22 protein-coding genes are annotated in these 26,673 nt (G+C 68.0%); 6 read left to right on the forward strand and 16 right to left on the reverse strand.

Going from position 1 to position 26,673, the window contains the following annotated elements; all coding sequences use genetic code 11:
* Positions 1-69 precede the first annotated feature (69 nt).
* Positions 70-402 carry an STAS domain-containing protein gene (locus tag FDA38_RS40475; protein ID WP_137259480.1) on the reverse strand — a complete coding sequence of 111 codons (333 nt, stop codon included), beginning with the start codon at positions 400-402 and terminating at the stop codon, positions 70-72.
* Positions 403-527: 125 nt separating this feature from the next.
* On the opposite strand from FDA38_RS40475, the gene FDA38_RS40480 reads away from it, so the two are divergent.
* The 4 genes from FDA38_RS40480 to sppA all read left to right on the forward strand — a co-directional run bounded on the left by FDA38_RS40480 (position 528) and on the right by sppA (position 4,385).
* Complete coding sequence (locus tag FDA38_RS40480; RefSeq protein WP_137259481.1) at positions 528-860, forward strand: hypothetical protein; 333 nt, start codon at positions 528-530, stop codon at positions 858-860.
* A 109-nt stretch (positions 861-969) separates the two neighbouring features.
* Positions 970-1,590, forward strand: a complete 621-nt coding sequence (locus FDA38_RS40485) for an RNA polymerase sigma factor (RefSeq protein ID WP_137259482.1) — start codon at positions 970-972, stop codon at positions 1,588-1,590.
* Entirely contained in the window at positions 1,587-2,702 is a 1,116-nt protein-coding gene (locus tag FDA38_RS40490; protein WP_137259483.1) for a CU044_5270 family protein, read from the forward strand. Before FDA38_RS40485 ends, FDA38_RS40490 begins: the two co-directional genes overlap by 4 nt.
* Positions 2,703-2,732: 30 nt before the next feature.
* Complete coding sequence (gene sppA / locus FDA38_RS40495) at positions 2,733-4,385, forward strand: signal peptide peptidase SppA (RefSeq protein ID WP_137259484.1); 1,653 nt, start codon at positions 2,733-2,735, stop codon at positions 4,383-4,385.
* Here the strand turns inward: sppA and FDA38_RS40500 are convergent.
* Positions 4,382-4,963: a cob(I)yrinic acid a,c-diamide adenosyltransferase gene (locus tag FDA38_RS40500; RefSeq protein ID WP_137259485.1), complete on the reverse strand. Its 582-nt coding sequence runs from the start codon at positions 4,961-4,963 to the stop codon at positions 4,382-4,384. The genes sppA and FDA38_RS40500 overlap by 4 nt on opposite strands.
* 49 nt (positions 4,964-5,012) lie before the next feature.
* Between FDA38_RS40500 and murA the strand changes: the two genes are divergently transcribed.
* Together murA and fabV are read left to right on the forward strand one after the other, a co-directional pair.
* A complete protein-coding gene (gene murA / locus FDA38_RS40505) occupies positions 5,013-6,299 on the forward strand; it encodes a UDP-N-acetylglucosamine 1-carboxyvinyltransferase (RefSeq protein WP_137259486.1) in 1,287 nt (428 codons plus the stop codon).
* A 22-nt stretch (positions 6,300-6,321) separates the two neighbouring features.
* On the forward strand, positions 6,322-7,491 hold the full coding sequence (gene fabV / locus FDA38_RS40510; protein ID WP_137259487.1) for an enoyl-[acyl-carrier-protein] reductase FabV: 1,170 nt from the start codon (positions 6,322-6,324) through the stop codon (positions 7,489-7,491).
* Here fabV and FDA38_RS40515 read toward each other — a convergent pair.
* From FDA38_RS40515 to FDA38_RS40580, 14 genes are all read right to left on the reverse strand, one after another.
* The gene (locus FDA38_RS40515) at positions 7,478-9,979 is read right to left on the reverse strand and encodes a DEAD/DEAH box helicase (RefSeq protein ID WP_137259488.1); all 2,502 of its coding nucleotides are present in this window, start codon (positions 9,977-9,979) and stop codon (positions 7,478-7,480) included. The genes fabV and FDA38_RS40515 overlap by 14 nt on opposite strands.
* Before the next feature lie 86 nt (positions 9,980-10,065).
* Entirely contained in the window at positions 10,066-11,682 is a 1,617-nt protein-coding gene (locus FDA38_RS40520) for a type 2 periplasmic-binding domain-containing protein (protein ID WP_137259489.1), read from the reverse strand.
* Positions 11,679-12,584 (reverse strand): carbohydrate ABC transporter permease, encoded by a 906-nt coding sequence (locus FDA38_RS40525; RefSeq protein ID WP_137259490.1) that lies wholly within the window; start codon positions 12,582-12,584, stop codon positions 11,679-11,681. The genes FDA38_RS40520 and FDA38_RS40525 overlap by 4 nt, the downstream gene beginning before the upstream one ends.
* Complete coding sequence (locus FDA38_RS40530) at positions 12,581-13,624, reverse strand: ABC transporter permease (protein ID WP_233715217.1); 1,044 nt, start codon at positions 13,622-13,624, stop codon at positions 12,581-12,583. The genes FDA38_RS40525 and FDA38_RS40530 overlap by 4 nt, the downstream gene beginning before the upstream one ends.
* 164 nt (positions 13,625-13,788) lie before the next feature.
* Positions 13,789-15,876 carry a DUF6351 family protein gene (locus tag FDA38_RS40535; protein WP_137259491.1) on the reverse strand — a complete coding sequence of 696 codons (2,088 nt, stop codon included), beginning with the start codon at positions 15,874-15,876 and terminating at the stop codon, positions 13,789-13,791.
* Positions 15,877-15,884: 8 nt separating this feature from the next.
* Complete coding sequence (locus FDA38_RS40540; protein WP_137259492.1) at positions 15,885-17,252, reverse strand: cellulase family glycosylhydrolase; 1,368 nt, start codon at positions 17,250-17,252, stop codon at positions 15,885-15,887.
* Between the two features lie 85 nt (positions 17,253-17,337).
* Entirely contained in the window at positions 17,338-18,897 is a 1,560-nt protein-coding gene (locus tag FDA38_RS40545; protein WP_137259493.1) for an FAD-dependent oxidoreductase, read from the reverse strand.
* 4 nt (positions 18,898-18,901) lie between these two features.
* On the reverse strand, positions 18,902-19,924 hold the full coding sequence (locus FDA38_RS40550; protein WP_137259494.1) for a LacI family DNA-binding transcriptional regulator: 1,023 nt from the start codon (positions 19,922-19,924) through the stop codon (positions 18,902-18,904).
* On the reverse strand, positions 19,921-20,877 hold the full coding sequence (locus FDA38_RS40555) for an ABC transporter ATP-binding protein (protein ID WP_137259495.1): 957 nt from the start codon (positions 20,875-20,877) through the stop codon (positions 19,921-19,923). Before FDA38_RS40555 ends, FDA38_RS40550 begins: the two co-directional genes overlap by 4 nt.
* Entirely contained in the window at positions 20,874-21,887 is a 1,014-nt protein-coding gene (locus tag FDA38_RS40560) for an ABC transporter ATP-binding protein (protein WP_137259496.1), read from the reverse strand. Before FDA38_RS40560 ends, FDA38_RS40555 begins: the two co-directional genes overlap by 4 nt.
* Positions 21,884-22,744, reverse strand: a complete 861-nt coding sequence (locus tag FDA38_RS40565) for an ABC transporter permease (protein WP_137259497.1) — start codon at positions 22,742-22,744, stop codon at positions 21,884-21,886. The genes FDA38_RS40560 and FDA38_RS40565 overlap by 4 nt, the downstream gene beginning before the upstream one ends.
* A 2-nt stretch (positions 22,745-22,746) precedes the next feature.
* Positions 22,747-23,745, reverse strand: a complete 999-nt coding sequence (locus tag FDA38_RS40570; protein ID WP_137259498.1) for an ABC transporter permease — start codon at positions 23,743-23,745, stop codon at positions 22,747-22,749.
* A gap of 3 nt (positions 23,746-23,748) precedes the next feature.
* Entirely contained in the window at positions 23,749-25,395 is a 1,647-nt protein-coding gene (locus tag FDA38_RS40575; protein ID WP_137259499.1) for an ABC transporter substrate-binding protein, read from the reverse strand.
* A 117-nt stretch (positions 25,396-25,512) separates the two neighbouring features.
* Positions 25,513-26,559 (reverse strand): methyltransferase domain-containing protein, encoded by a 1,047-nt coding sequence (locus tag FDA38_RS40580; RefSeq protein WP_137259500.1) that lies wholly within the window; start codon positions 26,557-26,559, stop codon positions 25,513-25,515.
* Positions 26,560-26,673: the final 114 nt, after the last annotated feature.

Genomic DNA, 26,673 nt, shown 5'->3' on the forward strand with positions numbered 1-26,673 from the left:
GAGAGTAGGACTGTGTGCCCTTGTGAGTCTGCCCCTCGTGACTGGTGTCACCAGGGGCGTGGATCACACTCAGGCGCTGAGTGGCAGCGGTGTTCGCTCGACCTTGAGGACCCGGTGGAGGCGGGTGACGGCGAGGATGCGGACGACGGATGGCAGGGGGTGCCAGAGCACCAACTGCCGGCCGAGGGACTGGGTTCGGCGGTGGGTCGCGACCAGGAGGCCGAGGCCGGTGGCGTCGACCGCGTCGACCTCCTCCAGGTCGACGATCACGTCCCCGTCGGAGGTGTCGATCAGGTGGTTGAGAGTTTGGCGGACGTCGCCGACAGACCGGACATCGAGGATGCCGGTCAGGTGTATGACGTTGTCAGGCTCAGCTGATGTTCTGTGGGTCGGTGCCAGCATGTCCGTGCCCTCCGCTCTTCCGGCGGCCCCCGAGTGATCGGCCGCGTGGCAGCGTCTTGATGGTAAAGACTCCCCGGAGACACGGAAGGTTGCCAAGACCTCGCGATCTTTTGTTTCGCGAGACAATGGTGTCCGTGTTCGCCGAGCATTACTTCCTGTTCCCGGTGGTGGCCATCGCCCTGGCCGGTGTGATGGTGCTGCTGTGCCGCTGGGCCTTCTCGAAGGCCAAGGGTGGATCGCTGGTACGTCGCGTCGATCACCGCCCCGCAGACCGGGACGCGTTCGGCCTGCTCACCGACATCCGGACGGTGGCGAACTACAACGAGGCCCGGGTTCTCGTGTCCCGGCTGAAGGATTTCGGCATCAAGGCGACCGCCGCCCACACCAAGGACGGCTGGACCATCTACGTCTGGCCGCGCGACGAGGCCGCCGCCCGCGGGCTGCTCGACCACTCTTAGACCTTCTGTCATCCAGAGAGCGCTCTCGCGCGTCCTTTAGCGACGACGGGGTCGCGAGAAGGGGTCTGGGGACATCGGACAAGAGCAGAGTGAGCCCACGAGGAGGACCATGACGCCCGAGGTGGCCCTCGCCGCCGTCACGCTGCCCAGCCGGGTACGCCGTGACGCCGTACCCGCGGACGACGACGGGTGGGAGCTCGAGGCGTCGGTGCGCGAGCCGGAGCGGTTCGCGGCGATCTTCGACCGGTACTTCGGCCAGGTGCACTCGTACGTCGCCCGCCGGCTCGGGAGCGATGTCGCGGACGATCTGGCCGCGGAGACGTTCCTGATCGCGTTCCGGCAGCGCGCCCGGTTCGACCGCCGCAACGGGGTCGTGCGGGCGTGGCTGTACGGCATCGCGACCAATCTGATCCGCCGGCACCGTCGAGACGAGGTACGGGCGTGGCGTGCCGCCGCGAAGCTCCCGCTGCCGGTCCCGGCCGCGACACATGAGGACCGGGTCGCCGCTCAGGTGACAGCGGAGGGCGCCTCACCTGAACTGGCAGCCGCGTTGGCGAAGCTGAACGCGAAGGACCGGGAGGTCCTCCTGCTGGTGGCGCTCGGACAGCTCACGTACGACGAGGTGGCGGCGGCGCTCGGGATCGCCTACGGGACGGTGTGCTCGCGGCTGTCGCGTGCACGCCGGGTAGTACGGGCGGCCGTGACGAACCCCGCGGAGGATCCGGCATGAACGAGTTCGACGTACTGCGGAAGGCGTTCCCGGAAACGGACGGTCCGACGCCGGAGGCGACCGACGCCGCCCGGCGTCAGGTGGAGGAGCTGATCCACCAGGCCAAGCCGGCCAGGTCCTTCACGACCTTTGTCCGGGCCGGCTGGCTCGGGACTGCTGTTACTGCGGCGACCGCGCTGGTGGCCGTGGTCGGCCTGGGTGGCGCGCTGGTGGTGGGACAGAACGGCGGGACAGAGCCGGGTGCACCGACCACCACCACTGCGCCGCGGCTGACCGCAGCAGCCGAGGTGCTGATCGCGGCGGCGGTGCACCAGGAGAAGGACGAGAAGGTGTCCGGGAAGTACTACCGGGTGCGCAGCCTGCAACTGAACCCGACGACCCGGGTCGGCAACCCGAAGTACACGTTGGAACGGCGGTCGATCACCGAGAGCTGGATGCCGATGAAGCCGGGCGTGGAGTCCTGGTTCGGCTGGGTGAACCTCGGCTATCAGCTCGTCAGCCCGGCCGATGAGGCGAAGTGGCGGGCGCAGGGTTCGCCGACGTCCTGGCAGCTGCCGTACGAGCGGACTCCGATCACCATGTCCGACGGCGTACCTGTGGTGAACAAGATGTCGTTCCGCGACGTCCCGCCCGGGTACTACCTGACCGGCGACAAGCCGCTCAGCGCCGAGCAGATCGCGCACCTGCCAACCAGCCCGATCCAGCTCCGCCAGTACCTCGACAACACCGCCGCCAGGGACGTGCCGGCAGCAGACCGCGAGTACGCCGTCTTCGCGGCCGCCGGGCGGCTCCTGTTCGAGATGCCTGCTCCCCCGAAGCTGCGGGGCGCAGCACTCCGCGTGCTCGCCACCCTGCCGGGGACGCACATTCGCACCGGTGTGAAGGATCCGCTGGGCCGCGTCGGCACGGAGGTCAGCCTGACTGCCGCGCTGAGCAAGCCGAGCGGCGACCGGACCAGCCTGTTCTGGAGCGGAGCGACGTACATCATCGACCCGACCACTGGCCGCCTGCTGAGCTCCACGATCGGCGGGCCGAAGCCCGGCTCGACCGTTGTGCTGCAGTCCGGCTGGACCGACGACAGGCCGACTCCGCCGTCTGCCGCCATCCGTTGACCGGTTGGGTCCAGCGTCTAGGTTGGGTGCATGGGGACTCTCCTGGAGCTGGATCTGACCCGTGGTGTTCTCGAGACGCCGCCTGCCTCTCCGGTGGCGGCCTTTCGGGCCCGTCATCTGCCGACGCTGCGCGAGCTGGTGTCTGCCTTGCGGAAGGGTGCGCGGGACGACTCGGTCGTCGGCGTGGTCGCCCATCTGGGTGGCAGCCGGCTGTCGCTCGCGCAGGTGCAGGAGCTGCGCGAGGCGGTGGCCGACTTCCGTACGTCGGGGAAGCCCGCAGTCGCCTGGACCGAGTCGTTCGGCGAGTCCGGTCAGGGCACGGTTCCCTACTACCTGGCCACCGCGTTCGACGAGATCTGGCTGCAGCCGTCCGGTGACCTGGCCATCACCGGTGTGACCGTGCAGGCCGTCTTCATCCGCGGCGCGCTGGACAAGGCGGGCGTGATCCCGCAGTTCGGCAAGCGGCGTGAGTACAAGACGGCGGCCGACACGTTCACCGAGAAGGAGATGACCGCGCCGGGACGCGAGATGGCGTCGCGGCTCGCGGAGTCGGCGTACGAGCAGATCGTCGAGGGCATCGCAGTACGGCGGCGTCTGGACACCACGCGGGTCCGGGAGCTCGTCGACAGCGCCCCACTGCCCGCACAGGACGGTCTGGACGCCGGACTGGTCGATCGACTCGGCTACCGGTCCGACGTGTACGACGAGCTCGAGAAGCAGCTCCAGTACGACGACCGGCTGCTGGCCGAGCGCTACATCCGGCGTGGTCCGCGCAGCCTCGAGGACCTGCGTAAAACGCTCCCCTGGCCGCAGAAGCCACTCGTAGCCGTCGTCCGCGTGACCGGTGGTATCTCGGTCGGCCGCAACTCCAACAGCCCGATGGGCGGCCCAGGGTCCGGCTCCGACACCGTCGGCGCCGCACTGCGTGCCGTTGCGGCCAACGAGCACGTGAAGGCCGTCGTACTGCGAGTGGACAGCCCAGGCGGCTCGTACGTCGCCTCCGACGCGATCCGCAACGAGGTACTGCGACTCCGCTCGACCGGGCGCCCTGTGATCGCGTCCATGGGCAGCGTGGCCGCGTCAGGCGGGTACTTCGTGGCGATGCCGGCTGACGTGATCGTGGCGCAGCCCGGCACGATCACCGGGTCTATCGGCGTACTGACCGGAAAGGGCGTCGTACGCGACGCGCTCGGCCGGATCGGGATCTCACGGGACGCCGTGTCCGAGGGTGCGAACGCGCAGATGTACTCGGCGCAGGAGGAGTTCACCGACGAGCAGTGGGCGCGGCTGGAGGAGACACTCGACCGCATCTACAAGGACTTCGTCGCCAAGGCCGCTCAGGACCGCGGACTGCCCGAGGAGCGGCTGGAGGCGCTGGCGCGCGGACGGGTCTGGACCGGCTCCGACGCGCACGGCCACAAGCTCGTGGACGAACTGGGCGGCTTCCAGCACGCACTGACGCTCGCCTGCAACCGCGCTGGTCTGGATCGGGACGAGATCGGCGTGATCGCTGCGCCGCACCGCAACCTGCTCAGCCAGCTGCGCGCGCCCGTGACGACCGATGATCTGGCCGTCAGTGCGGCGCCGCTGACGCTGGACGGCCTGACCACCGGTCTCTACAGCGCGCTGGGTCTCCCCCCGGCCGGAGTACTCCGGATGCCGTTCAACTGGGAGATCAGCTAGTCGCGCTCGCCGCCCGGCACCCAGAGGACGTCGCCGCCGGAGGACAGGTTGGCGACTCGGCCGAGGATGAAGAGCAGGTCGGACAGGCGGTTGAGGTACGTGAGCGCGAGCAGGTTGACCGACGGGCCGTGCGCCTCGACGGCGGCCCAGCCGGCCCGCTCGGCACGGCGTACGACCGTGCGGGCGACGTTGAGGTACGCCGCGCCCTCGGTGCCGCCCGGCAGGATGAACGAGCGGAGCTTGGTCAAACGACCGTTGTAGTCGTCGCACCATGCCTCGAGCCGGTCGATGTAGTCCTGGGTGATCCGCAGCGGCGGGTACTCCGGATCCGGCGCGATCGGATTGCACAGGTCGGCCCCGACGTCGAACAGATCGTTCTGGATCCGGGTGAGCAGCACCACGAGTGTGCTGTTCAGGTGACCGGCCGCGATGGCCACACCGATGGCGGAGTTCGCCTCGTCCACCTCGCCGTACGCCGCCAGGCGCGGATCCGTCTTCGAGGTCGTGGAATTGTCGCCCAGGCGGGTCTCGCCGGCGTCACCGGTGCGCGTGTAGATCCGCGTCAAGTTCACAGCCATGCCAGGACTCTACGCAAAGCCCGACTCGGTCAAACGCTACAGTCGACCGGTGGAACGGTTTCGGATCGCAGGTGAGGCACGGCTCGACGGCACGGTCGAGGTAGCCGGGGCGAAGAACAGTGTGCTCAAGCTGATGGCGGCTGCGCTGCTGGCAGAGGGTACGACGACGCTGCGGCAGGTGCCGGGGATCCTGGACGTCACGTTCATGGCCCAGCTGCTCGACACCCTCGGGTGCTCGGTGAAGGTGGATCCGGACGGGCGGCTGGCGACGATCGCCGTACCGGCCACGGTCAAGCACCAGTGCGACTACGACCTGGTGCGCAAGCTGCGCGCGTCGATCTCGGTGCTCGGCCCGCTGCTGGCCCGCTGCGGTCAGGCGGAGGTCGCGCTGCCGGGCGGCGACAACATCGGCTCCCGCGGGCTGAACATGCACGTCGCCGGCCTGGAGTCGATGGGCGCGAAGGTGCACATCGAGCACGGCTTCGTGATCGCCGACGCACCGCAGGGCCTGCACGGCGCCGAGGTGTGGCTGGACTTCCCGAGCGTCGGCGCGACCGAGACGATCATGATGGCCTCGGTGCTCGCGAAGGGTACGACGATCATCGAGAACGCCGCCCGCGAGCCCGAGATCCAGGACATCGCCAAGATGCTCGTGGAAATGGGCGCCCAGATCGACGGCGCCGGCTCGCCGCGGATCGAGATCACCGGCGTGGACGGGCTGCTGAACCCGGTGGATCACGTCGTGGTGCCGGACCGGATCGTGTCCGGGAGCTGGGCGTTCGCGGCTGCTATCACCAAGGGTGACATCACGATCGCGAACGGCCACGCCGAGCACCTGGAGCTTCCGCTCGACAAGCTGCACAAGGCCGGCGCGGAGATCACCGTGCTGAACCCGGGCTTCCGGGTCCGGATGCACGACCGGCCGAAGCCTGTGGACGTGGTGACGTTGCCGTACCCGGGGTTCGCGACCGACCTGCAGGCCTTCGTGATCGCGCTCAACGCGCTCAGCGACGGCGCGGCGATGGTGACCGAGAACCTGTTCGAGGGCCGGTTCACGTTCGCACAGGAGCTGACCCGGCTGGGCGCGCAGATCCAGACCGACGGGCATCACGCGGTCGTCCGCGGCGTACCGCGGCTGTCCGGTGCGCCTGTGGTCGCCTCCGACATCCGCGCGGGCGCGGCGCTCGTGCTCGCCGGCCTCGCGGCCGAGGGCGAGACGCTCGTGTCGGCCGCGCATCACGTCCACCGCGGCTACACCGACTTCGCCGGCAACCTCCGCCGCCTCGGCGCCGACGTCATCGTCGAGCCGGACGACGCCGAGATGTACTGGAACTGACGCCACAGCTAGGGTCGTGCGCATGACTGAGCGCGTGATCAAGCCCCTCGGCCGCGGATTCCTCTTCCTCGACTCCCACCCGGCCGGCTGCGCCCGGATCGTGCGGGACATGGCCGGGCAGGTCGAGGCCCGTACGCCGGGACGCCGTACGGCGCTCGTCATCGGGTCGAGCTCGGGCTACGGGCTGGCGACGACGATCGCGGGTCTGGCCCGGTACGGCGTCGACGGGATCGGGGTGTCGTTCGAGAAGGCGCCGACAGCTCGTCGTACGGCGACCGCCGGGTGGTACCGGACCGCGGAGACGGCAGCGCTGGCGGCCGAGCTCGGGCGCTCGTGGAGCTTCGTGAATGCGGATGCGTTCGCGGACGACACGAAGAACGACGTACTCGATCTGGTCGCGAAGCTAGGCGGGATCGATCACCTGATCTACAGCGTGGCCGCGCCGCGGCGGGTCGATCCGCGCAACGGCGAGACGTACCAGTCCGCGCTGAAGACGATCGGTGCGCCGTACACCACCAAGAGCCTCGCGTACGAGGACGGCGAGCCGGTGCTGCAGGAGGTCTCGATCGACGTCGCCACCGACGACGAACTCGCGCAGACCGTGAAGGTGATGGGCGGCGAGGACTGGGCCCGGTGGATCACCGCGCTGCAGGAGCGTGACCTGCTGAAGCCGGGGTTCAACACCGTTGCGCTGACCTACATCGGCTCCGAGCTGACCGGGCCGATCTACCGCCAGGGTTCGATCGGCGCGGCGAAGGCCGACCTCGAGCAGACCGCGTTGAACCTGGCGAAGGACGGCGTCACCGCGATGACGTCGGTCAACGGCGCGGCCGTCACCCAGGCCTCGTCCGCGATTCCCGGCATCGGCCTCTACGTCAGCATCCTGCACAAGGTCCACGGCCTGCAGACCCCTGTCCAGCAGTCGATCTCGCTCTGGGACCAGCTCACCGGCGAGGCCCCGCTGGATCTCGACGACGAGGGCCGCATCCGTCTGGACCGCTGGGAACTCGCCGACGACGTCCAGTCCGCGATCCGCACCCAGTGGGAAGCCGCGACCGCAGCCAACATCGGCGAGGTAGCCGACACCGAGTGGTTCCTGGCCGAGGTACGCCGCCTCTACGGCTTCGACGTACCGGATGTGGACTACGAAGCCGAGACCGAGGTCGACGTGGAGTGGCCTACAAAGGCTTGAACGAGGCCAGTTCCAGGACGAGGTCTCCGGCTTCGTCCGAGGCGGCCAGGTCGACCGACGCGCTGATGCGCCAGTCGTGGTTGCCTTCGGGGTCGTCGATGATCTGCTGGACTTCCCAGTAGCCGGGGTGTTCCTCGACCATGAACAGGGCGGGGCCGCGGGCGGCCGGGCCGGTGTTCACCACGTCGTGCTCGGCGTAGTACGCCGTACCGGCCTCGGCCCAGCGCGCGGCGTCCCAGCCGGCGTCGGCGTCCAGTTGGCCCAGCTCGGCCCAGCGGTGCAGGGCGAGGAGCTCGACGCGGCGGAACATCGCGTTGCGGACGAGGACGCGGAAAGCCCTTGTATTCAGGGTGATCCGGCGCGGACCGGTCGGCGTGACCTCGGCCTCCGGCTCGTCGGTGGGGTTGGTCAGCTCCTCCCACTCGTCGAGCAGGCTGGAGTCGGTCTGCCGGACAACCTCGCCGAGCCACTCGATCAGGTCGGTCAGGTCCTCGTTCACCTTGTCCGGCGGCACGGTCTGCTTGAGCGCCTTGTACGCGTCGCTCAGATACCGCAGTACGACGCCCTCCGACCGCGCCAGTCCGTAGAACCCGATGAACTCGCCGAACGTCATCGCCCGCTCGAACATGTCCCGCACGACGGCCTTCGGCGACAACCCGGCGTCGGCGATCCACGGATGCGTCTGCCGGTACATCTCGAACGTTGCCTCAAGCAACTCATTGAGCGGCTTCGGCCAGGTGACGTCCTCGAGCAGCTCCATCCGCTCCTCGTACTCGATCCCCTCGGCCTTCATCGCGTTCACCGCCTCGCCGCGGGCGTGATGCTCCTGCGCCCACAGCACCGCGCGCGGATCCTCGAGCGTCGCCTCGACGACCGACACCACGTCGAGCGCGTACGACGGATCCTCCGGGTCGAGCAGATCCAGCGCGGCCAGCGCGAACGTCGACAGCGGCTGGTTGAGGCTGAAGTCCTTCTGCAGATCGACGGTCAACCGCAGCGACCGGCCGTTCTCGTCCGGCTCGTCCAGCCGCTCGACCACGCCGGCGGTCAACAGCGTCCGGTAGATCTGGATCGCCCGCCGGATCAGCCGGACCTGCGCACGCGAGTCCTCATGGTTGTCGCGAAGGAGGTGCCGCATGCTCGCGAACGCGTCGCCGTCGCGCGCAATGACGTTCAGCAGCATCGCGTGGCTGACCCGCATCCGCGACTGCAACGCCTCGGGCTCGGCCGCGACCAGCCGGTCGAACGTGTCCTCACCCCAGGTGACGAACCCCTCCGGCGGCTTCTTCCGCTGCACCTTGCGCTGCTTCTTCGGGTCGTCGCCCGCCTTCGCCAGCGCCTTCACGTTCTCGACCACGTGGTCCGGCGCCTGTACGACGACCGTCCCCGACGTGTCGTACCCGGCCCGGCCGGCCCGCCCCGCGATCTGGTGGAACTCGCGCGCCTTCAGGATCCGCTGCCGGCGTCCGTCGTACTTGCTCAACGCCGTCAGTACGACGGTCCGGATCGGCACGTTGATCCCGACCCCGAGCGTGTCCGTGCCGCAGATCACCTTGAGCAGCCCGGCCTGTGCCAGCTGCTCGACCAGCCGACGGTACTTCGGCAGCATGCCGGCGTGATGCACCCCGATGCCGTGCTTCACGAGCCGCTGCAACGTCCGGCCGAAGCCCTTGCTGAACCGGAAGTGGCCGATCAGCTCGTTGATCTTCTCCTTCTCCTCCTTGGAGGAGACGTTGATGCTCATCAGCGCCTGCGCGCGTTCGAGCGCGGCCGCCTGGGTGAAGTGGACGACGTACACCGGGGCCTGGTGGGTGGTGAGCAGCTCTTCGAGCGTCTCGTGCAGAGCGGTCGTGACGTACTTGTAGATCAGCGGGACCGGGCGTTCGCCGGACGCGACGATCGCGGTCGGGCGGCCGGTCCGTCGCGACAGGTCGATCTTGAACCGCTCGACGTCGCCGAGGGTCGCGGACATCAGTACGAACTGCGCCTTCGGCAGCTCGAGCAGCGGGACCTGCCAGGCCCAGCCGCGATCCGGCTCGGAGTAGAAGTGGAACTCGTCCATCACCACCTGGCCGACGTCCGCTTCGTCCCCTTCCCGCAGGGCGATGTTGGCGAGGACCTCCGCCGTACAGCAGATGATCGGTGCGCCGGCGTTCACGGACGCGTCGCCGGTCAGCATGCCGACCTTGTCCGCGCCGAAGACGTCACAGAGCGCGAAGAACTTCTCCGACACCAGCGCCTTGATCGGCGCCGTGTAGAACGTCCGCTGCCCGTGCGCGAGCGCCGCGAAGTGCGCACCGGTCGCCACCAGGCTCTTCCCGGAGCCGGTCGGCGTGGACAGGATCACGTTCGACCCCGTCATCACCTCGATCAACGCTTCTTCCTGAGCCGGGTACAACGAGATCCCCTGCTCCCCCACCCAACGCGCGAACACGTCGTACAGGTCGTCAGGCTCGGTCGTCCCCGGCAGTTGCTCAGTCAGCGTCATCGTCACCCATTGTCCCCGAACGGCCAATCGGCAGGCTCCGCCGGGTGCCGCGTGCGCCGCCGGGGTAGGCGGCGCACGCGGCCGGACTACTTGTCGCCCTTGATGGCCAGGGCTTGTTCCAGTTCGTCGCGGATGGCGTCGGCGCCGGCTTTCCGGTAGTCGGCGACCGCGTCGTCCCAGGCGTCCAGGTCGGCCCGGCCCAGCTGGATGTCCTTGGTGAGCGAATCCATCCGGGTGTCGAGGATCTTGCCCTTGGTCGACTGGGTGGGTGAGTACAGGCCGTACGTCGGCGGCATGATCGCCGTCGGCAGGATGGCCTTGAAGTGGTTGTACGCCGTGTCGACCGCCTCGGGATGGCCGGGGAAGTACGCCGGGTACGGCCCGTCGGCGAGGTACTGGATCGGGAACTCGCCGAGGCACACCTCACTGCCGCCGTCCTTGGTCAGCACCGGGTCGGTGCCGTTCAGCGTGTAGTGCCGTCCCGGCAGGCCGAACTTCCGGAACAGGTACTCCTCGGTCCCGAACGGCGCCGCGAACCAGTTCAGGATCCGCAGCAGCGTCTTCGTCCGCTCGGGCGAACTCGGCCGGATCGCGGCGATCGAGTTGTTCGGCGCTCCGAGCAGTACCCGCCCGACCTTGCCGTCCGCGGCGCGCGGCACCGGGATCGAGATACTGAAGTCGTCGTTCGTGGCCCGTCGGTAGAAGCTCTGGATCGACGAGTAGGTGTCCTGCGTCATCACCGCCGACCCCTGGGTGAACCAGACCTTCTGGTTGTTCTTCGCCACCCCGTCCGGATGGATCACGCCGTCCTTCACCATCTGCCGGGTGATCGCCAGCATCTCCTTGTGCTCCGGCAGCTCCCGGCTCTGCACCAGCTTGCCGTCGCGCACCTCCCAACCGTTGGGCAGACCAAGCATCGCGCTGACCGCGGCGGTCGGCGGCACCGCGAAGGCCCACCGGTTCTTCTTCCCGTCGGTGACCGCCTTCGCCGCCTTCTGCAGGTCTTCGACGGTCGCCGACCCGAGGTCGACGCCGAACTTGTCCATCAGGTCCTGGCGAACCAGCAACGTGTTCGACGACATGATCCCGCGCTGGATCGGTACGGCGCGGATGCCGCCGGAGAACACGCAGCCCCGCCAGGACGCCTGCGGCGCGTTCGCCAGGAACGGGTACTCGAGGATCGCGTCCCCGGACAGGTACTCGGTCAGATCCTGCGCCCGCGCCTCGAGGAACTGCGGCAGGTACGCGAACCCGCTGTCCACGTTGAACAGGTCGCCCAACGTGTCGCCCGCGACTGAGGTGGCGAACTTGTTCGGATAGTCGGTGGCCGCCGTGATGTTGAGCTCGAGCGGCGCTCCGAGCCGCTTGTTCAACTCCTGCCAGTACGGGTTGCGGTCGGCCGTCGGCGGGATCGGGTTCGACGTCAGCGTCGTACCCGTGACCGTCTGACCGTTGCCCGGGGCCCCGTTCGTCACCTTCGTCGGATGCTGCGGGAACCGGTAGAAGCAGTCCGGCATCAACGGATGGCTCCGCGGCAGGTCCGGCTTCGGCCCGTCGAACCGCTTGTACGTCGGCAACGCGACCGGCTTGTTCAACGCGGCGATATCCGTCGACCGGGTGACCGTCGAGCAGCCGCTCAACCCGCCGGCCGTCGCGACCGCGGCCAGCGATCCGCCCAGGAATCTCCTGCGGTTGATGGTCATCCCTTCACCGCCCCGGTCAGCATGCCCTTGGCGAAGTGCCGTTGCAGGAACGGATACACGATCAGGATCGGGACGAGCGATACCACCAGGATCGCCATCTGGATCGATTCCTGCGGCGGTAGCTGATCGGCCGCCGCGCCACCGAGATCACCGCTGCTGAGCTCGGTGTTGTTGATGACGTATGTCCGTAGTACCAGCTGCAGCGGCCATTTCGCGGTGTCGCTGATGTAGAGCATCGCGTTGAAGAACGCGTTCCAGTACCCGACCGCGTAGAACAGCCCGACGACCGCGAGCACCGCCCGGGACAGCGGCAGCACGATCGACCAGAAGATCCGGAAGTCGCCGGCGCCGTCGATCCGGGCCGAGTCGAGCACCGAGTCCGGGATGCCCATGAAGAACGAACGCAGCACGATCACGTTGAACCCGCTGATCGCCGTCGGCAGGATCAGCGCGAACAGCGAGTCGAGCAGCCCGAACTGCTTCACCACCAGGTAGTTCGGGATCAGGCCCGGGCTGAACAAGATGCTGAACAGCACGATCATCAGGATCGGCCGCTGCCCGAACGAGCCCGGCCGGCTCAACGAGTACGCCAGCATCGTCGACCCGGCGAGACTGATCAGCGTGCCGCCGGCGGCGATCACGATGCTGACCAGCAGCGCCCGCTGTACGACGCCGCCGTTGAAGATCGACTTGTACGCATCGAGGTTGAGCGCGTCCGGCCAGAGCACGAAGCCGCCGGAGTTCGTCACGTGCTCCTGGCTGGCGATGCTGGTCGAGATCACGCCGAGGAACGGGACGATGACGACCGCGCAGCAGACGACGAGTACGACGGTCTTGAGCACCCGCGACGACATCGCCGGTCCGTCGTCGATGCCGTTCTGGAATTTCTGCACCGTGCTCATTTCTGATACACCCCCGCCTCACCGAAGATGTGCGCGATCTTGTTGGCGCCGAGCACCAGGACGACGGCAACAAGTCCCTTCACCAATCCGACCGCGGCCGAGACACCCCATTGACCCGCCAGCACGCCGTTGTTGTAGACGTACGTATCGAGTACTTCGGAAGCCGGTCTGCCTACCAGGTTCTGCTGCAGGATGATCTGCTCGAAGCCGACGGTCAGCGAGTCGCCGAGCCGCAGGATCAGCAGCAGGATGATCAACCCGCGAATGCCCGGCACGGTGACGTGCCACAGTTGCCGCCATCGCGACGCTCCGTCGACCCGGGCGGCCTCGTACAGCCCGGGATCGATCTGGGTGAGCGCGGCCAGGAACAGGATCGTTCCCCAGCCGGTGTCCTTCCAGATCACCTGGCTGGTCAGCAGCGCGATGAAGCCGTCCGGGTTGCCGAGGAAGTCGATCGTGCCCATCCCGTGCGAACGCAGGAAGTTGTTGATCAGGCCGCTGCCGCCGAGGAGCTGCTGGAAGATCGCGATCACGATCACCCAGGACAGGAAGTGCGGCAGGTACAGCACCGACTGCACGACCCGCTTGATCCGCTCCGACAGCAGGCTGTTCAGCAGCAGCGCCAGCGCGATCGGCGCCGGAAACACGAAGATGACCTGCACCAGGGTGATCAGCAGCGTGTTCTTGAGGGCGTTGAGGAACTCCGGGTCGCCGTTGAAGATCACGGCGAAGTTGTCCAGGCCGACCCATGCGCTGCGTCCGAACGGGACGAACGGCAGGTACTCCTGGAACGCGATCAGGTTCCCGAGCAGCGGCAGGTAGTGGAACACCAGCAGCAGGACCAGCCCGGGAAGGGCCATCAGCAACAAAACCTTGTCCCGGCGGGCACGACCCCACCAGGACAGCGGTTTACTGGCCGAGCGCAGCCCCGCGCCACTCTCGGCGGCTGCGCCCGGTGGTCCGGAACCGGTCGCCCCGGCGCTGTCGCTCGGGGTGGTCCGGTCGGTCTGGAGGCTGTTGATTGCATCTGTTCGAGCCACGCGAGACTCCCTGGGTGGTTGTCGTCGCTCCCGCAACGGAGAGCGTTTTCCGTTCCCCTTTGTTCGATGCTGTCGTGTCTTGGGGAATCGCGCAGCTCCGTTCGGAGCGTCACCCGGGGATTACTGCCCGGTGACCACCGGACGTGATCAACCTCAACAGACGGTTACTGCCAGGTTCCGGCCGGTGGTTGCTGGCCGATACCTGGCTTCGACCAGTCGCAGACGCCGCCAGGAAAGATCGTCCGCAGCCGGGTCCACTGGGCGTCGGTGAAGCCCGGGTACTCCGACCGGACCGGGGCGCGCAGCGTGCACTTGATGATGTCGGCGGCGACCCCGGCGCCGGCGACCTCGCGCGGGAACGACGCGGACGAGAACAGTTGCTCGCAGCGCGATGCCGGGTCGCGGTTCAGTGGTTGGGCGATGAAGCCCGACGGCCCGCGGCAGCCCTCGCGCAGGCCGTCCGGCTTCGCGGAAACGATCTTGGCGATGCGCGGGCGGGAAGTGGCGTCGGCGTCCAGGACGGTCAGCCAGCGGTCCATCTCGTCGACGGCGTGCTGCAGCAACGGACTGTCGGTGCTGAACAGTCCGTAGCGCGCATCCTCGAGCAGACTCACCTGGTTCGCCGACGTACCGTTCGCCTTCTCGAGCCGGGCTCGCATCGAGAACGTGTGGTACCGGACGTGGATGTCGCCGTACGACTGGGTGTCGAAGTAGGCGCGGTAGTCGATGATCGGGACGTCCTTCAGCCCGCCCCCGCCGTTGGTCAGCCGCCCGGTGCGGTACGCCGTACGCACGGCCTGCGGGTCCGCGACGGTGCGCGCCGGCACGAGGTTCGCGTCCGCGTCGAAGCCGCCGATGCGCTCGTTGAGATCGAGGAACTGCGACGGTGTGATCACGCCGGACTTCAGTACGCCGAGCCCGTACTGCACGCCGACGTTGTCGAGCGGACGCCGTACGAACCCGGTTGTCGGATCCACGCCGTACGTGTTGATCGCGTGGTCGAACACATCGCACCGGACGCCGTGCGGGTTCGACGCCGGGTCGTAGCGCTGCGCGGCCGGGACGATGTCGCAGTTGCGCCGCGGATCGATCCGGTTCGCGCTGGCGGCCATACTCGGGAGGGTCGCGTACGTCGCGAACCCGGCCACCTTGCGTTTCTGTTCCTGGGTCCAGGCGAGGCTCGACTTGTTGAAGTACGAGTCGAGCAGCCACGAGTCGCTGATGAACGAGATCGTGCCGAACCCGACCTCCGGGAACGAACAGCCGACGATGATCCCGTCGAAGATGCCCGGGTAGTTGTCGGTGATCTGATGCGCCTGGTACGAGCCACCGGAGCATCCGAAGCCGACCGTGAACGACGGCTTGCCGTAGTGCTCGACGAAGAACTCCTTAGTCATCATCGCCGACTCGGCCGCGGTCAGGTCGTTGCAGTTCTGGCCGAAGACGTTCAGCGACGAGGACATCAGCGCATACCCACGACCGAGCAGGAAGGCGTCCGTCACACCACCGGTCGTCGACCCCGACCGGTGCCACCCGCCGGCGCAGCCGCCGCCGAGCGTGAAGATCGCCCGCCCGTTCCAGCTCGACGACCGCCGGGTCGGCGTCGGCGTTGCCTCACGCAACGGATCGTGCAGCATCGTGGTCTGGACGACGGCCCGGTTCGCGCTGCCCGTCTCCATCCGCACGATGAACGGGTCACCAGCATCCGTCTTCGCGAGATCGGCCGGGTACGACGTCGTACCGGCCGGCCACCTCACGAAGGCGCCCGCGGTCGTCCGGTAGAAGTAGTCGATCCGCGGCTTGACCGTGCAGTCGGCGTCGAGCGGAGCGCCGAGTGTCCCGCCGATCACCGGGATCGTGAACTGCTCGGTCTCACAGACGAACGGCTGCTCGTGCGGCCCGGAGAACACCGGCCCCTGGCGCGGATAGTTGCGCACGTCAAGCGTCGTACGACGTCCGTCGGCCTCGGCGCGGAGGACGTTCGATCCCAGGCGCAGGCCCCCGACCAGTCCGGTCACACCGTGCTCGTCCTCGGTGAACACCGACGACACGTCCTTGCCGTTGAGCGTCACGCGGACTTGAGTGTCCGGTGCGTCGACATGGACGAGCGCGTCGCCGCCGGTGATCTTGTCCGGGCGGCTGGACAGGATCTCCAGCTTCACCTCCTGCGACGCCACGGCCGGAACCGCGGGAAGGACAAGCGCGCTGGCGAGCAGGACGACGGCCAGCCGAACTGGTCGGGAACCGGTCACGAGTCCTCCTAGTGGGCGGCCACCTCGTAGACGCGGGCGATATCAGGAGTCGTGCTGGACGGGTCGGTGATCGTCAGCCGGATCTGATCGATCGCCGCCGACGTCACCGGGGTCGAGACCAGCGCGCGGGTGTTCGCGGTATAGCTCCCGAGCTGGACCCAGCCCGCGGACGTATGCCCCTCGACCTTGAAGGCGGTCAGGACGGTGCCGGTGGCAACATTCGGGTAGCCGTACCCGCTGTAGACGTCCACCTGACTCACATCCTTGTAGGTCCCCAGATCCACTGTGAGCACCGGCGCGGTGTCACCCTCCGCCGACATCCAGCGTCCGCTGTCCAGACAGGAACCGTCAACCGCTTTCGGCGCGCCCGAGTTCGCGTCGTACGTCGACGACGCGGTCACGGTCGCCCCGCGGGCGAGGTGATCGGAGCACGGCGACACCGCCGGCGCACCGGCCAGCCAGTCGCGGATGAACGCACCCTCGTACTCGCCGGACAGCAGGTTCCAGTTCTTGTCGAACATCACAGGCGCCCAGAAGTTGTCGAACACCCAGCCGAGCCACCCGATCTGCGGACGCGCATCCAGGTACTGCCGCAGCGGCAGTCCCCAGCCGGACGTCGTACCGGCGGTGACCTGGTTCGCCGACGGCGACGGATCCCAGCCGAACTCAGTCAACACAACCGGCAGCGTCGCCGAGGCGTTGCCGAACTTCGGATCGAGACTGGCCGCGGTGGCCGGTCCTTGGTTCGGGTAGAGGTGGTAGACGTACGCGATGTTGCCGCCGGTGATCGGGTCGGTGAGCGCGCCGTTGAGCCGGGTGCTCCAGGACGGACTGCCCATCAGGATCACGTTCGACGCCACCGACCGGATCGAGTCCACGACCGGCTGGATGTACGACTTCCAGGTGGCCCAGTTGTCCGGGGCAATCGGCTCGTTGAACACCTCGAACAGCACGTTCGGGTTGTTCGCGTACCGCGGCGCGATGAAGTCCCAGAAGCCCTTCACGTCGGACTGCGGTACGGCGCCGGCTGCGTCACCGTAGTTGCGGACCAGATGCAGGTCGATGATCACGTAGAGGCCCTTGGCAACGGCATGGTCGACGTACGGCTTGATGTACGTCGCGTCGTACGCGTTCAGGTCCTTGCCGATGGCCTCGGTGACGAGCAGCCGGAGGACCTTCGAGTTCCAGCCGTTCGAGACCGTCATGTCGATCAGGTCGTTGATCGGCTTGGAGTTGCAGTCGGTGCAGACGTCGTTCTGTTCGGGGGCGATGACCGAGAGACCTTTGAGGGTCACGGCGGTCCCGGCGCTGTTCTTGATGCGATTGCCTTCGGTGTGCAGGGCGGGGAGGGCGTTGATGTTCGCGGATGCATTCACCAGGGAAGCTCCGGAGAACAACAATGCAGTACACAGGGCGGCCAAAGACTTTCGGAGCGCATGATGGGGCACAGCATCATCCTTTTCAGTCGCGATGGGTGCGGATCTCCTCCGGCCAGGCGATCCGGGTGCCGAGGCCGTCGGTGAGGAGGCGTTGGTAGTCGGCCAGGTGGGTGGGATCGTTGCGGACCTTGCGCGGTGACAGGCCTTCGGTCAGGCAGAAGCTGACCAGTGCGCCAACCGCCTCGCCGATGCTCCATTCGACCGGGTGCAGGCGGTAGCAACCATTGGTGATGTGCGTCGTGCCGATGTTCTTGTTCGCCGGCAGCAGGTTGTCGACACGGACCGGGATCAGCGCGCCGAGCGGGATCTGGAACGGGTACGCCTCGATGTCGACGTACGTCCGGCCCGCCGTACTCGGGTGCAGATCGATCCGGTACCGGCCGAGGCCGACGGCATCCGCGAACAGCTCGCTGCCCGCGCCGTCCGGCCGTGCTTCCACGCCGACGTGCTGCTCGAGCACGGTGAACTCGGCCTGGATCCGGCGCGATTCGCGGATGTACGGCGACTTGGCCAGGCCGTCCGCGGTACCGGTGATGTCCGGGCGCAACCGCAGGCCGGGATAGCCACCCTCGGTCTGCATCCAGTAGAGGAAGGACAACGACAGGTCCCGGCTCGCGGCCAGCGCCTTCGCCGGGTCGGGCCCGCCGAGCAGTGGCTGCTCCCAGTAGTCGAGCTGCGGCCAGTTCACCACCGTGACGTCCGGGATCACCTTGTCGACAAAGTTGCTGCTGGCAAGGATTTGTCGATAACGCCAGAGCGAGAACGGCGCTCGCTGATCCGGATTCGCCTCGAGCAGCTTCCACTCGCGCTGTTCCAGCGTCACCGGTACGACGTCCGTCCAGGACAACTGCGGCCCCGGCCAGAACGGCGCGACCGTGTCCCGCCAGTGCTCGTAGCCGGCCGGCCGGTCGATCGTGTGGTCCTCCCCCGGCCGGTGCTCGAGCGCGAAGCACCACGAGAACGCCTGCTGATCAAGGGGATTCGCGACCTCCGGCGCGTGCAGCTCGCCGGTCTGATCGCGTCCTTCCGCGCCGATGACGTGCTCGACGTCCGCCAACTCCAGCAGGTCGCCGAGCTCGGTCGCGTCGACGACGTACGTCGCGGACACCGTCAGCTCGTCACCGCTGCGCAGGTCCTTCAACGTCACCGCCTCGACCTCGTCACCGTTGGCCTCGGCAACGATCGCGTCGTGCTCGAGCAACAGGCGGAGCCGGCCGGACGCGCGCCAAGGAGCGAGCATCTCTTCCAGGACCGCAGCAGCAACGCGCGGCTCGTGGCAGAACCGGCTGACGACGCCGAGACCCGGGTCGAGCAACGGATTCGCAGCGGCCTCGGGTGTCAGCGGGTAGTTGCGGCGGTAGTAGTCGCGGATCCGGCGGCGGAGTTCGGCGTACCCGCTGGCGGCGTACTCCTCGATCCACGGGTGCTCGTCGGGTGGCACCAGTTGGCTGGTCAGCTGCCCGCCCAGCCAGTCCGTCGGCCCGGTCAGTACGACGCGGTGACCCAGCCGTACTGCGGTCAGCGCGGCCGCGACCCCTCCGAGTCCACCGCCGACGACCAGGACATCCGTCTCGAGTTCCACCCGTTCACTCCTCTACTCGGGGCGCGGCGACGGTTTCGCCGGCCACCAGATCACAGGCCACCAGTTGGCTGACCGGTTCCGCGTCCGGGTTCTCGACCCGCGCCACCAGGGCGTCGATCGCGATCCGGCCGATCTCCTTGCGCGGGATGACCAAGCAGTCCCAGCGGTGACCGGGCTCGTCGCCGGATCCCTCCAGGACCGCGACGGACACGTCCGCCGGGATGCTCAGCCCGCGCGCTGCCAGGCCGGTCCGCAATTGCTCGGCCAGCCCGATGTTCTCGGCGACCACGGCCGTCTCCGGTCCGGCCGCCAGTTCGTCCAGCCACTCCTCGGTCAGCTCCGGCTCGCCGCGGTACCCGGGCGAGCGGTCGTGCAGCCCGAGCCGCTCGATCGCGTTGCGGTAGCCGGCCCGGCGATCGGCGTACGCCTCCTGCTCGATCCCGGAGCGCAGGTAGGCGAAATGCCGGTGGCCACGCTCGGCGAGCGACGCGACGAGGCTGTCGGCGGCCGAGACGTAGTCCGGGATGATGCACGGGATCTCCGCGCCGGCGACCTCGCGGCGGCCGATGTGGACGAACAGGTACCCGTCGTGCCACAGCCGGGCCAGCTCCTCGCGGTCGGTCGCGGCGCCGAGCAGAACGGTGCCGTCGGCGAGATTGAGCCGGTTCGTGCCGTCGCGATAGATCCGGCGGCGGCCGTCGCTCGTCCCGGTCGAGGTGAACAGGACCAGGTCGTACCCGATCTCCTCGGCGCGCTCCTCGATCCCGAGCAGGAACTCGAAGTAGAAGTCCTCACGCGCATGCGGGAACACCGACTCGAAGGTATGGACGCCGAGCAGCCGGTTGCGCTTGTTGCGGAGGTTGCGGGCGGCTGCGTTCGGGACGTATCCGAGCTCCTTGACCGCGGCCCGGATCCGCTCCTGGGTCTCCTCCGGGATCCGGTCGATGTCCCCGCTGACGACGCGGGACACGGCGGACTGGGAGACACCCGCGAGACGGGCGACATCGGCTTGTCGTGGCGCTTTCATGCGTTCTCCTGCAACCAGCAGTGGGTCCAGCGGCCGTCCGGCAGTTCGGTCCGGGGCGGCGTTTCGGTCCGGCACACGTCCATCGCGAACGGGCACCGCGGGTGGAACCGGCACCCCGTCGGCGGGTCGATCAGGCTCGGCGGCTCGCCGAGATCCTCCGCAGCGAAGAGGTCCGGTCGGTCCCTGCGCTCGGGATCGGGTGACGAGTCGATCAGCAGCTGCGTGTACGGGTGCAGCGGGTTCGCGATCACGTCCTCTTTCGGACCGCCTTCGACCATGCGTCCGGCGTACATCACGACGATGTCGTCGCACAGATAGCGCGCGCTGGCGATGTCGTGCGTGATGTACAGCAGGGCCAGGCCGGCCTCGGTCCGCAGCCGGTCGAGCAGGTTGAGCATCTCCAACCGGATCGATACGTCCAGCATCGAGATCGGCTCGTCGCCGAGCAACACCTTCGGCTCGACCGCCAGCGCCCGCGCGATCACCACCCGCTGCCGCTGCCCACCGGACAACTCGTGCGGGAACTTGTCGAAGTACTGCTCGGTCGGCGTCAGACTGACCCGCTCCAGCAGCTCGGTGACCTTCTGGTCCAGCTCAGCGCGAGAACGTACGGCGTGATGCAGCTTGACCGCTCGCTCCAGGTTGTACCGGACCCGATGCAGCGGGTTCAGCGAGCCGAACGGGTCCTGGAAGATCAGCTGTACGTCGCTGTAGTACGACCGCGGCCTGCCCTTCACGGTCTCACCGTGCAGCCGGATCTCACCCGACGTCGGCGGATAGAACCGCGCCAGCAACCGCGCGAGCGTGGTCTTCCCGCTACCGCTCTCGCCGACCAGCGCGACGATCCGGCCGGGCTGCAACGCGAGCGTCGCGTCCTCCACCGCCCGGACCGTCGACCGGCCCGCCGGGAAATGCTTCGAGACCGCCCGGGCCTCGAGAACAGGTTGGCTCATAGCTGATCATCTCCCGTCGGGTAGAGCCGGCAGGCGACGGCGTGGTCCTCGATCGTCAGTAGTTCGGGTCGTTGCTCGTCGCAACCGTCGAACCGGTCCGCACAGCGCGGGTGGAACGGGCAGCCGGGCGGTGGATTGCGCAGGTCCGGTGGGCTGCCGGGGATGCCGGTCAGCTTGCGGAGCGGCGAGCGGAGTGGTGGGAACGAGTCGCGCAGACCGCGGGTGTACGGGTGCCGGGGTTTGGTGTACAGCGATTCAGCCGTGCCGATCTCGACGATGCGGCCGCCGTACATGATCGCGATGCGGTCGGCGAGCTCCAGGAGCAGCGAAAGGTCGTGCGTGACGAAGACGACCGCGAAGCCGAGCTCGCGGCGCAGACGCAGTACCTGGGCGAGGATCTGGCGTTGCATCACGACGTCGACGGCTGTCGTCGGCTCGTCCATCACGACCAGCTCTGGGCCGCAGGCGAGGGCGAGAGCGATGCTGGCTCGTTGGCGCATGCCGCCGGACAGCTCGTGCGGATAGCTGCGGACGCGGTCCGCGGAGATCCCCACCATCGCGAGCAGCTCGGCGGCGCGGTCCCAGGCATCTTTCTTGCTGAGGTGCTTGTCATGCGAGCGCAGGACGTCGACGAACTGGGCGCCGACCCGCATCACCGGGTTGAGCGCATCCATCGCACTCTGCAGCACGATTGCGAGCGAGGTCCAGCGCAGCGACCGCAGCTCGGCCGGCGTCAGACCGACGAGATCTGTGGGCTCGCCGTCGCGCGGATGGAACTCGATCCGGCCGGCGGTCGTGACGGCCGGCGGACGCTGGAGCCGGGTCAACGCGGTGATCAGCGTCGACTTGCCCGACCCCGACTCCCCCGCCACACCGAGGATCTCGCCGCGCCGCAACTCGAACGACACGTCGTCACACGCCCGCACGGGCCGATCTGCGGTCACGTAGTCGACGGTGAGTCCCTCGACCGCGAGGACCGTCGTCCGCGTCCGCGGCTCCGTGATCGTCATGCCTCCACGACCTTCCTGGCCCGGACGAGCACCGACCGGCGGGCCTGCCGCAGCTTGGGGTTGGACACTTCGTCGACGCCGAAGTTCACCAGCGTTGCCGCCGTACCGATCAGCGCGATGCACAACCCGGGCGGTACGAACCACCACCAGAGACCCCGCAGTACTGCGCTCTGCTGTTGTGCGGCCTGGATCATCGTGCCCCAGCTGATCGAGCCGGAGTCGGTGATGCCGAGGAAGGCGAGCCCGGCCTCGGCCATCACGCCGCCGATCATCCCGTGCAGGAACATCGCCGAGATCCAGCCGGTCAGATGCGGGAGCACCTCGAAGAAGATCAGCCGCCGGTGCGGCTCGCCGACCATCCGCATCGCCAGCACGAAGTCACGGCTGCTCAGGCTGAGCGACTGCGCCCGCAGCGTCCGCGCGCCGCCCGACCAGCCGAACAGGCCGATGATCAACGCGATCACGAACGGCCCGGTGCCCTGCACGTACCCCGCGACGATCAGGATCAGCGGGAGGACCGGCATCACCAGGAACAGGTTGGTGAGGAAGTTCAGGCCGTTGTCGACCGCGCCGCCGAAGTACCCGGCCGGTACGCCGACCAGGATCGCGATCAGCGTGCCGATCGCCGCGGCCAGGATCCCGACCAGCATCGAACCGCGCGCGCCGGCGATGGTCTGCGCGAGCACATCCTGGCCGAACTGCGTCGTACCGAAGAGGTGGTGCGCGCTCGGCGGCTGCGAGATCGCGCTGATGTCGTTCGCCCGCGGATCCAGCGGGAGGAGCGGGCCGAAGATCGCCAGCAGGACGAAGAACGCGAGCACGCCGAGGCCGAAGCGGACCTTCCAGCTCTTGAGCATGGTCATCCCCTCGCCCGGATGCGTGGATCGAGCAGGACGTAGGCCAGGTCGGCGACCAGGTTGGCCAGCAGAACGGCGAGCGTGATCAGCAGGAAGACGCCCTGCATCATCGGGTAGTCCCGCTTCTGCAGCGACTCGTAGAGCAGATAGCCGATGCCCGGGTAGCTGAACACGATCTCGGTCAGCAGCGCGCCGCCGACGACTCCGCCCAGCGCCATCGCGAATCCGGTGAAGCTCGGCAGCATCGCGTTGCGGGCGGCGTATCGGAACATCACCCGCTTCGGCGACAGGCCCTTCGCCTGGGCGAGCAGGACGTAGTCCTCGCGGACCGTCGTGACGGTCATGTTCCGCATCCCGAGCAGCCAGCCGCCGAAGGCCGAGAACACGATGGTTGCTGCTGGCAACACTCCGTGATGGAGCACGCTGACGGCGTACGCGAGGCTGAAGCCCTGCGGCAGGTCGGCGTCGTACCCGCCGGAGAGCGGCGTCCAGCCGAGGACGAAGCCGAAGATCCAGAGCGCGAGCAGGGCCACCCAGAAGTACGGGACGCTGCTCAGGAATGTGGTGAACGGGGTCAGGATCGCGTCGAGGCGACTACCCGCCTTCCAGCCGGCGACGACGCCGAGCAGGGTGCCGATCGCGAACGCGGTGATGGTCGTCGTACCGACCAGCAGCAGCGTCCACGGCAACGCCTGCCAGACTAGGTCGGCGACCGGGACCGGGAAGTTGACCACGGAGACGCCGAGGTCACCGTGGGACAACTGGCGGAGGTAGTCGGCGAACTGCTGGGCGAGGTTGGCGTGCGGGTTGCCGAAGATCGCGCGGATCGACATCAGCGTCTCGGCCGGGACCTGCTGACCGCTGACGCGCTCCAGTTCCTCGACGATCGCCGACGACGGGTCCCCGGGCATGAGTCTGGGCAGCAGGAAGTTCAGCCCGATCGCGGCGGCCGCGGCGGCCAGGTAGAAACCCAGCCGCCGGGCCAGGAAAGCCCACCGCATCGGTCAGCTCCCCCGGCGCTGGAGCTTGAGCATGGTCAGGATCGTGTCCGGCCCCATCCCGACGAACGGGATGTGGTCGAAACTGTCCGGCGTCGGCCAGCCGGTCCAGCGGGTCGCGTTGATGTCGACGAAGTAGAAGTTGTTGTAGATCGGGCTGAACGGCACCTTGTCGACGACGATCTGCTGCAGTTCGCGGCCGAGCGTCTTCAGCTGGTCGACGTTGTCGGTGCGCTCCATCGCGGCGAGGATCGAGTCGGTCTTGGGATCGCTCCACCGGCCCTGGTTCAGCGTCGCCGACTTGCCGATCGGGACCTTGAACGAGCTGCTGAGGAAGCGGTACACGCCGTACACCCCGGAGCCGCCGGTGGACGCGGCGGCCAGGTCGAACTGGCCGAGGTTCTGCTTGTCGTAGTACCCGGCGCTCGGCTGGCCGGCGCCCTTCACCTGCAGGCCGAGGGTCTGCTTCCAGGTGTTGATCAGGATGTCGGCGTAGTTGCCCCAGCCCCAGTCGGAGTTGAACAGGATGCTCGGCTGGTACCGCTTGCCGTCCTTGACCAGCGCGCCGTTGTCGATCGTCCAGCCGCCCGCGGCCAGCTCGGCCTTCGCTGCGACGGCGTCGACCTTCTGGACCTTGCCCTTGTACGCCGGGTCGAGCCAGTCGGCGAACAGTTGGTCCGAGAGCCCGGTCGGGCCGGCCTCGGTGCCGGGGCGTTGCAGCGTGGTGACGACGGCGGTGCGGTCGATCGTGAGCGCGAGCGCCCGCCGTACGTGCACGTCGTCGAACGGTGCTTTGGCGGTGTTGAACAGGACGGACATCGCGCCGCCGTTGGAGTAGAGCTGGTAGAGGTGCTTGTCCGGGTCTTTGGCGACGTACTCCTTCTCGCCGTTCGGCCAGCTCGCGGACGCCCAGTCGATATCGCCCTTCAGCAGTTGGGCTTTGAGCGCGTCGGCGCTGGTCGGGATGATCTTGTACGTCGTCATCGGCAGCTTCCCGCCCCAGTAGTCGGTGCGCGCCTGGAGCGTGATCTGCTGCGGCTTGAACTCCTTCAGCGTGAACGGGCCGGTGCCGATCGGGTCCGGGTTCGTCCAGGTGTTGAGGTTCTGCGTCGACCAGATGTGCTTGGGGACCATCGGGAGCAGGATGTTCGCGAACTGGTTCAGCGTCGCGTACGACGGGTCGGCGAAGACGACCTTCACGGTGCTGTCGTCGACCTTCTGCACCGACTTGTAGGTGACACCCGCGATGCTGAAGTCTGGCTTCTCGATCGGCAGACCGAGCGAGTAGACGACGTCGTCCGCGGTGAACCTCTGCCCGTCCGACCAGGTGACGTCCTTGCGCAGCTTGATCGTCAGCTGCTTGCCCTGCGCGGAGAACGTCCAGCTCTCCGCCAGCCACGGCTTCACTACGCCGCCGTCGCCGTAGTCGACCCGCATCAGCGGCTCGTAGACGAGCTCCATGTTCGGCGCCTTGTCGGTCGCCGGGCCCATCACGTTGTAGTTGCGGACGAACGTCGTACCGCCGTCGGTCTTCGCATAGACGATCGACGCGTCCGCCGCGCCACCACCACTCGCCGGCTTGGCGACGGGACCTGAGCATCCCGCCGCCAGCACCGCACCGACCACCAGCAAGACCCGCCACCGACTGCGCATATCTCTCACCCCAGAACTAGAGCGGCTGCACGTTCATACGTATGAGCACTCGGGTATGAGCTATTTCCGGGTTGCTCTTACGTATGCGCAGAAAGTTACGAACGTTACGCGCGCATGTCAAGACCGAGACGGCACCGCCACCACAATCCGCGGATGCTGCCCCGCCACGGACAGCTCGTAGGTGGCCAGCACATGCCAGCCACGGGTGACTTGAGCGGCCTGCGTCTGATTGAGGACGGCGACCAACCGCCCTCCCGGCCGCAGCACCCGACGCCACTGACGGACGTACGGCCCGAGGTCACCGATGCTCAACCGCACGTCCCACGGCGGGTTGGTGACGATGCGATCGGCGGTCACATCCAACCGCCGCGCATCCCCCACCCGCCACAGCACCCCGCCAACGCCCACCCCCGCAGCACGTTCTCCCGCGCCGCCCGCCTCCGCGTCCCTCGACCCCGCGCCCCTCGACCCCGCGGCGCCCGCTCCGGGCGCGTTCGCCCTGGCCGCGTCGACCGCGGCGGGGTCGCGGTCGATGCCGACGTACGTAGCTTGCGGCTCGACCGCGTGTGCTTCGAGCAGCACCGTGCCGGCACCGCAGAACGGATCGAGGATCGTGTGGTCGGGGGTGATGCCGGCGAGCCGAGCCATCGCGGCAGCAACCGGCGGGTGCAGACTCCCCCGCACGGTCCGCGTCCGCCACGGCCGCCGATGCAGCGGTACGGCGTACGGCCGCAGCCCGACCCACAACGTCTTCCCGTCCAGCACGACCCGCCACTCGTCCCGCTCGACCGGCGGCACGGCACCACCGCGCCGCGAGTAGTACCGCCCACCGAGCCGCGCCCCAACCAGGTCCTCGATATCGAACCGGTTGAAGTTCCGCGCCCCGACAAACGACGCACTGACCGCGAACGCACCCGACCCCGCCGGCAACTCCAACGACCGAACCGCCGCCGCCAACGCATCCCTGGTCCGCCCAGGATCAACCACAGCACCATGTACGACGAACACATCGTCCGCCAACCGCGGCGGACTGCAGTCGACAGCGCCGTACTCAACCACCAACTGCCGCTTCGACACCTCGACCACCCGATGCCCAGCAGCGACGACTTCCTCGGCCGCCAGTCCTTCCAACCCCGTGACAGTCCGCACCAGCACCAAGTGCATGGAGAATCTCCCGGATAGCACCCGGGAACAACCAACCGGTCACTCCCGCATCGCTGACCGCGGGAAACACCTCGAACAGGCCAGCGGAAGCTAGGTCCTGTCCGGTGATCCAGC

Origin of the sequence: Kribbella jiaozuonensis (genome assembly GCF_005233875.1) — a bacterium.
Taxonomy (GTDB): Bacteria; Actinomycetota; Actinomycetes; order Propionibacteriales; family Kribbellaceae; genus Kribbella; species Kribbella jiaozuonensis.

Coding starts and splice junctions, on each gene's coding strand:
- FDA38_RS40515 (WP_137259488.1), bottom strand. CDS start 9,979: ATGACGCTGACTGAGCAACTGCCGGGGACGACCGAGCCTGACGACCTG.
- FDA38_RS40480 (WP_137259481.1), top strand. CDS start 528: ATGGTGTCCGTGTTCGCCGAGCATTACTTCCTGTTCCCGGTGGTGGCC.
- FDA38_RS40525 (WP_137259490.1), bottom strand. CDS start 12,584: ATGAGCACGGTGCAGAAATTCCAGAACGGCATCGACGACGGACCGGCG.
- FDA38_RS40575 (WP_137259499.1), bottom strand. CDS start 25,395: ATGCGCAGTCGGTGGCGGGTCTTGCTGGTGGTCGGTGCGGTGCTGGCG.
- sppA (WP_137259484.1), top strand. CDS start 2,733: ATGGGGACTCTCCTGGAGCTGGATCTGACCCGTGGTGTTCTCGAGACG.
- FDA38_RS40500 (WP_137259485.1), bottom strand. CDS start 4,963: ATGGCTGTGAACTTGACGCGGATCTACACGCGCACCGGTGACGCCGGC.
- FDA38_RS40565 (WP_137259497.1), bottom strand. CDS start 22,744: ATGCTCAAGAGCTGGAAGGTCCGCTTCGGCCTCGGCGTGCTCGCGTTC.
- FDA38_RS40490 (WP_137259483.1), top strand. CDS start 1,587: ATGAACGAGTTCGACGTACTGCGGAAGGCGTTCCCGGAAACGGACGGT.
- FDA38_RS40580 (WP_137259500.1), bottom strand. CDS start 26,559: ATGCACTTGGTGCTGGTGCGGACTGTCACGGGGTTGGAAGGACTGGCG.
- FDA38_RS40555 (WP_137259495.1), bottom strand. CDS start 20,877: ATGAGCCAACCTGTTCTCGAGGCCCGGGCGGTCTCGAAGCATTTCCCG.
- FDA38_RS40475 (WP_137259480.1), bottom strand. CDS start 402: ATGCTGGCACCGACCCACAGAACATCAGCTGAGCCTGACAACGTCATA.
- FDA38_RS40550 (WP_137259494.1), bottom strand. CDS start 19,924: ATGAAAGCGCCACGACAAGCCGATGTCGCCCGTCTCGCGGGTGTCTCC.
- fabV (WP_137259487.1), top strand. CDS start 6,322: ATGACTGAGCGCGTGATCAAGCCCCTCGGCCGCGGATTCCTCTTCCTC.
- FDA38_RS40520 (WP_137259489.1), bottom strand. CDS start 11,682: ATGACCATCAACCGCAGGAGATTCCTGGGCGGATCGCTGGCCGCGGTC.
- FDA38_RS40485 (WP_137259482.1), top strand. CDS start 970: ATGACGCCCGAGGTGGCCCTCGCCGCCGTCACGCTGCCCAGCCGGGTA.
- FDA38_RS40560 (WP_137259496.1), bottom strand. CDS start 21,887: ATGACGATCACGGAGCCGCGGACGCGGACGACGGTCCTCGCGGTCGAG.
- FDA38_RS40570 (WP_137259498.1), bottom strand. CDS start 23,745: ATGCGGTGGGCTTTCCTGGCCCGGCGGCTGGGTTTCTACCTGGCCGCC.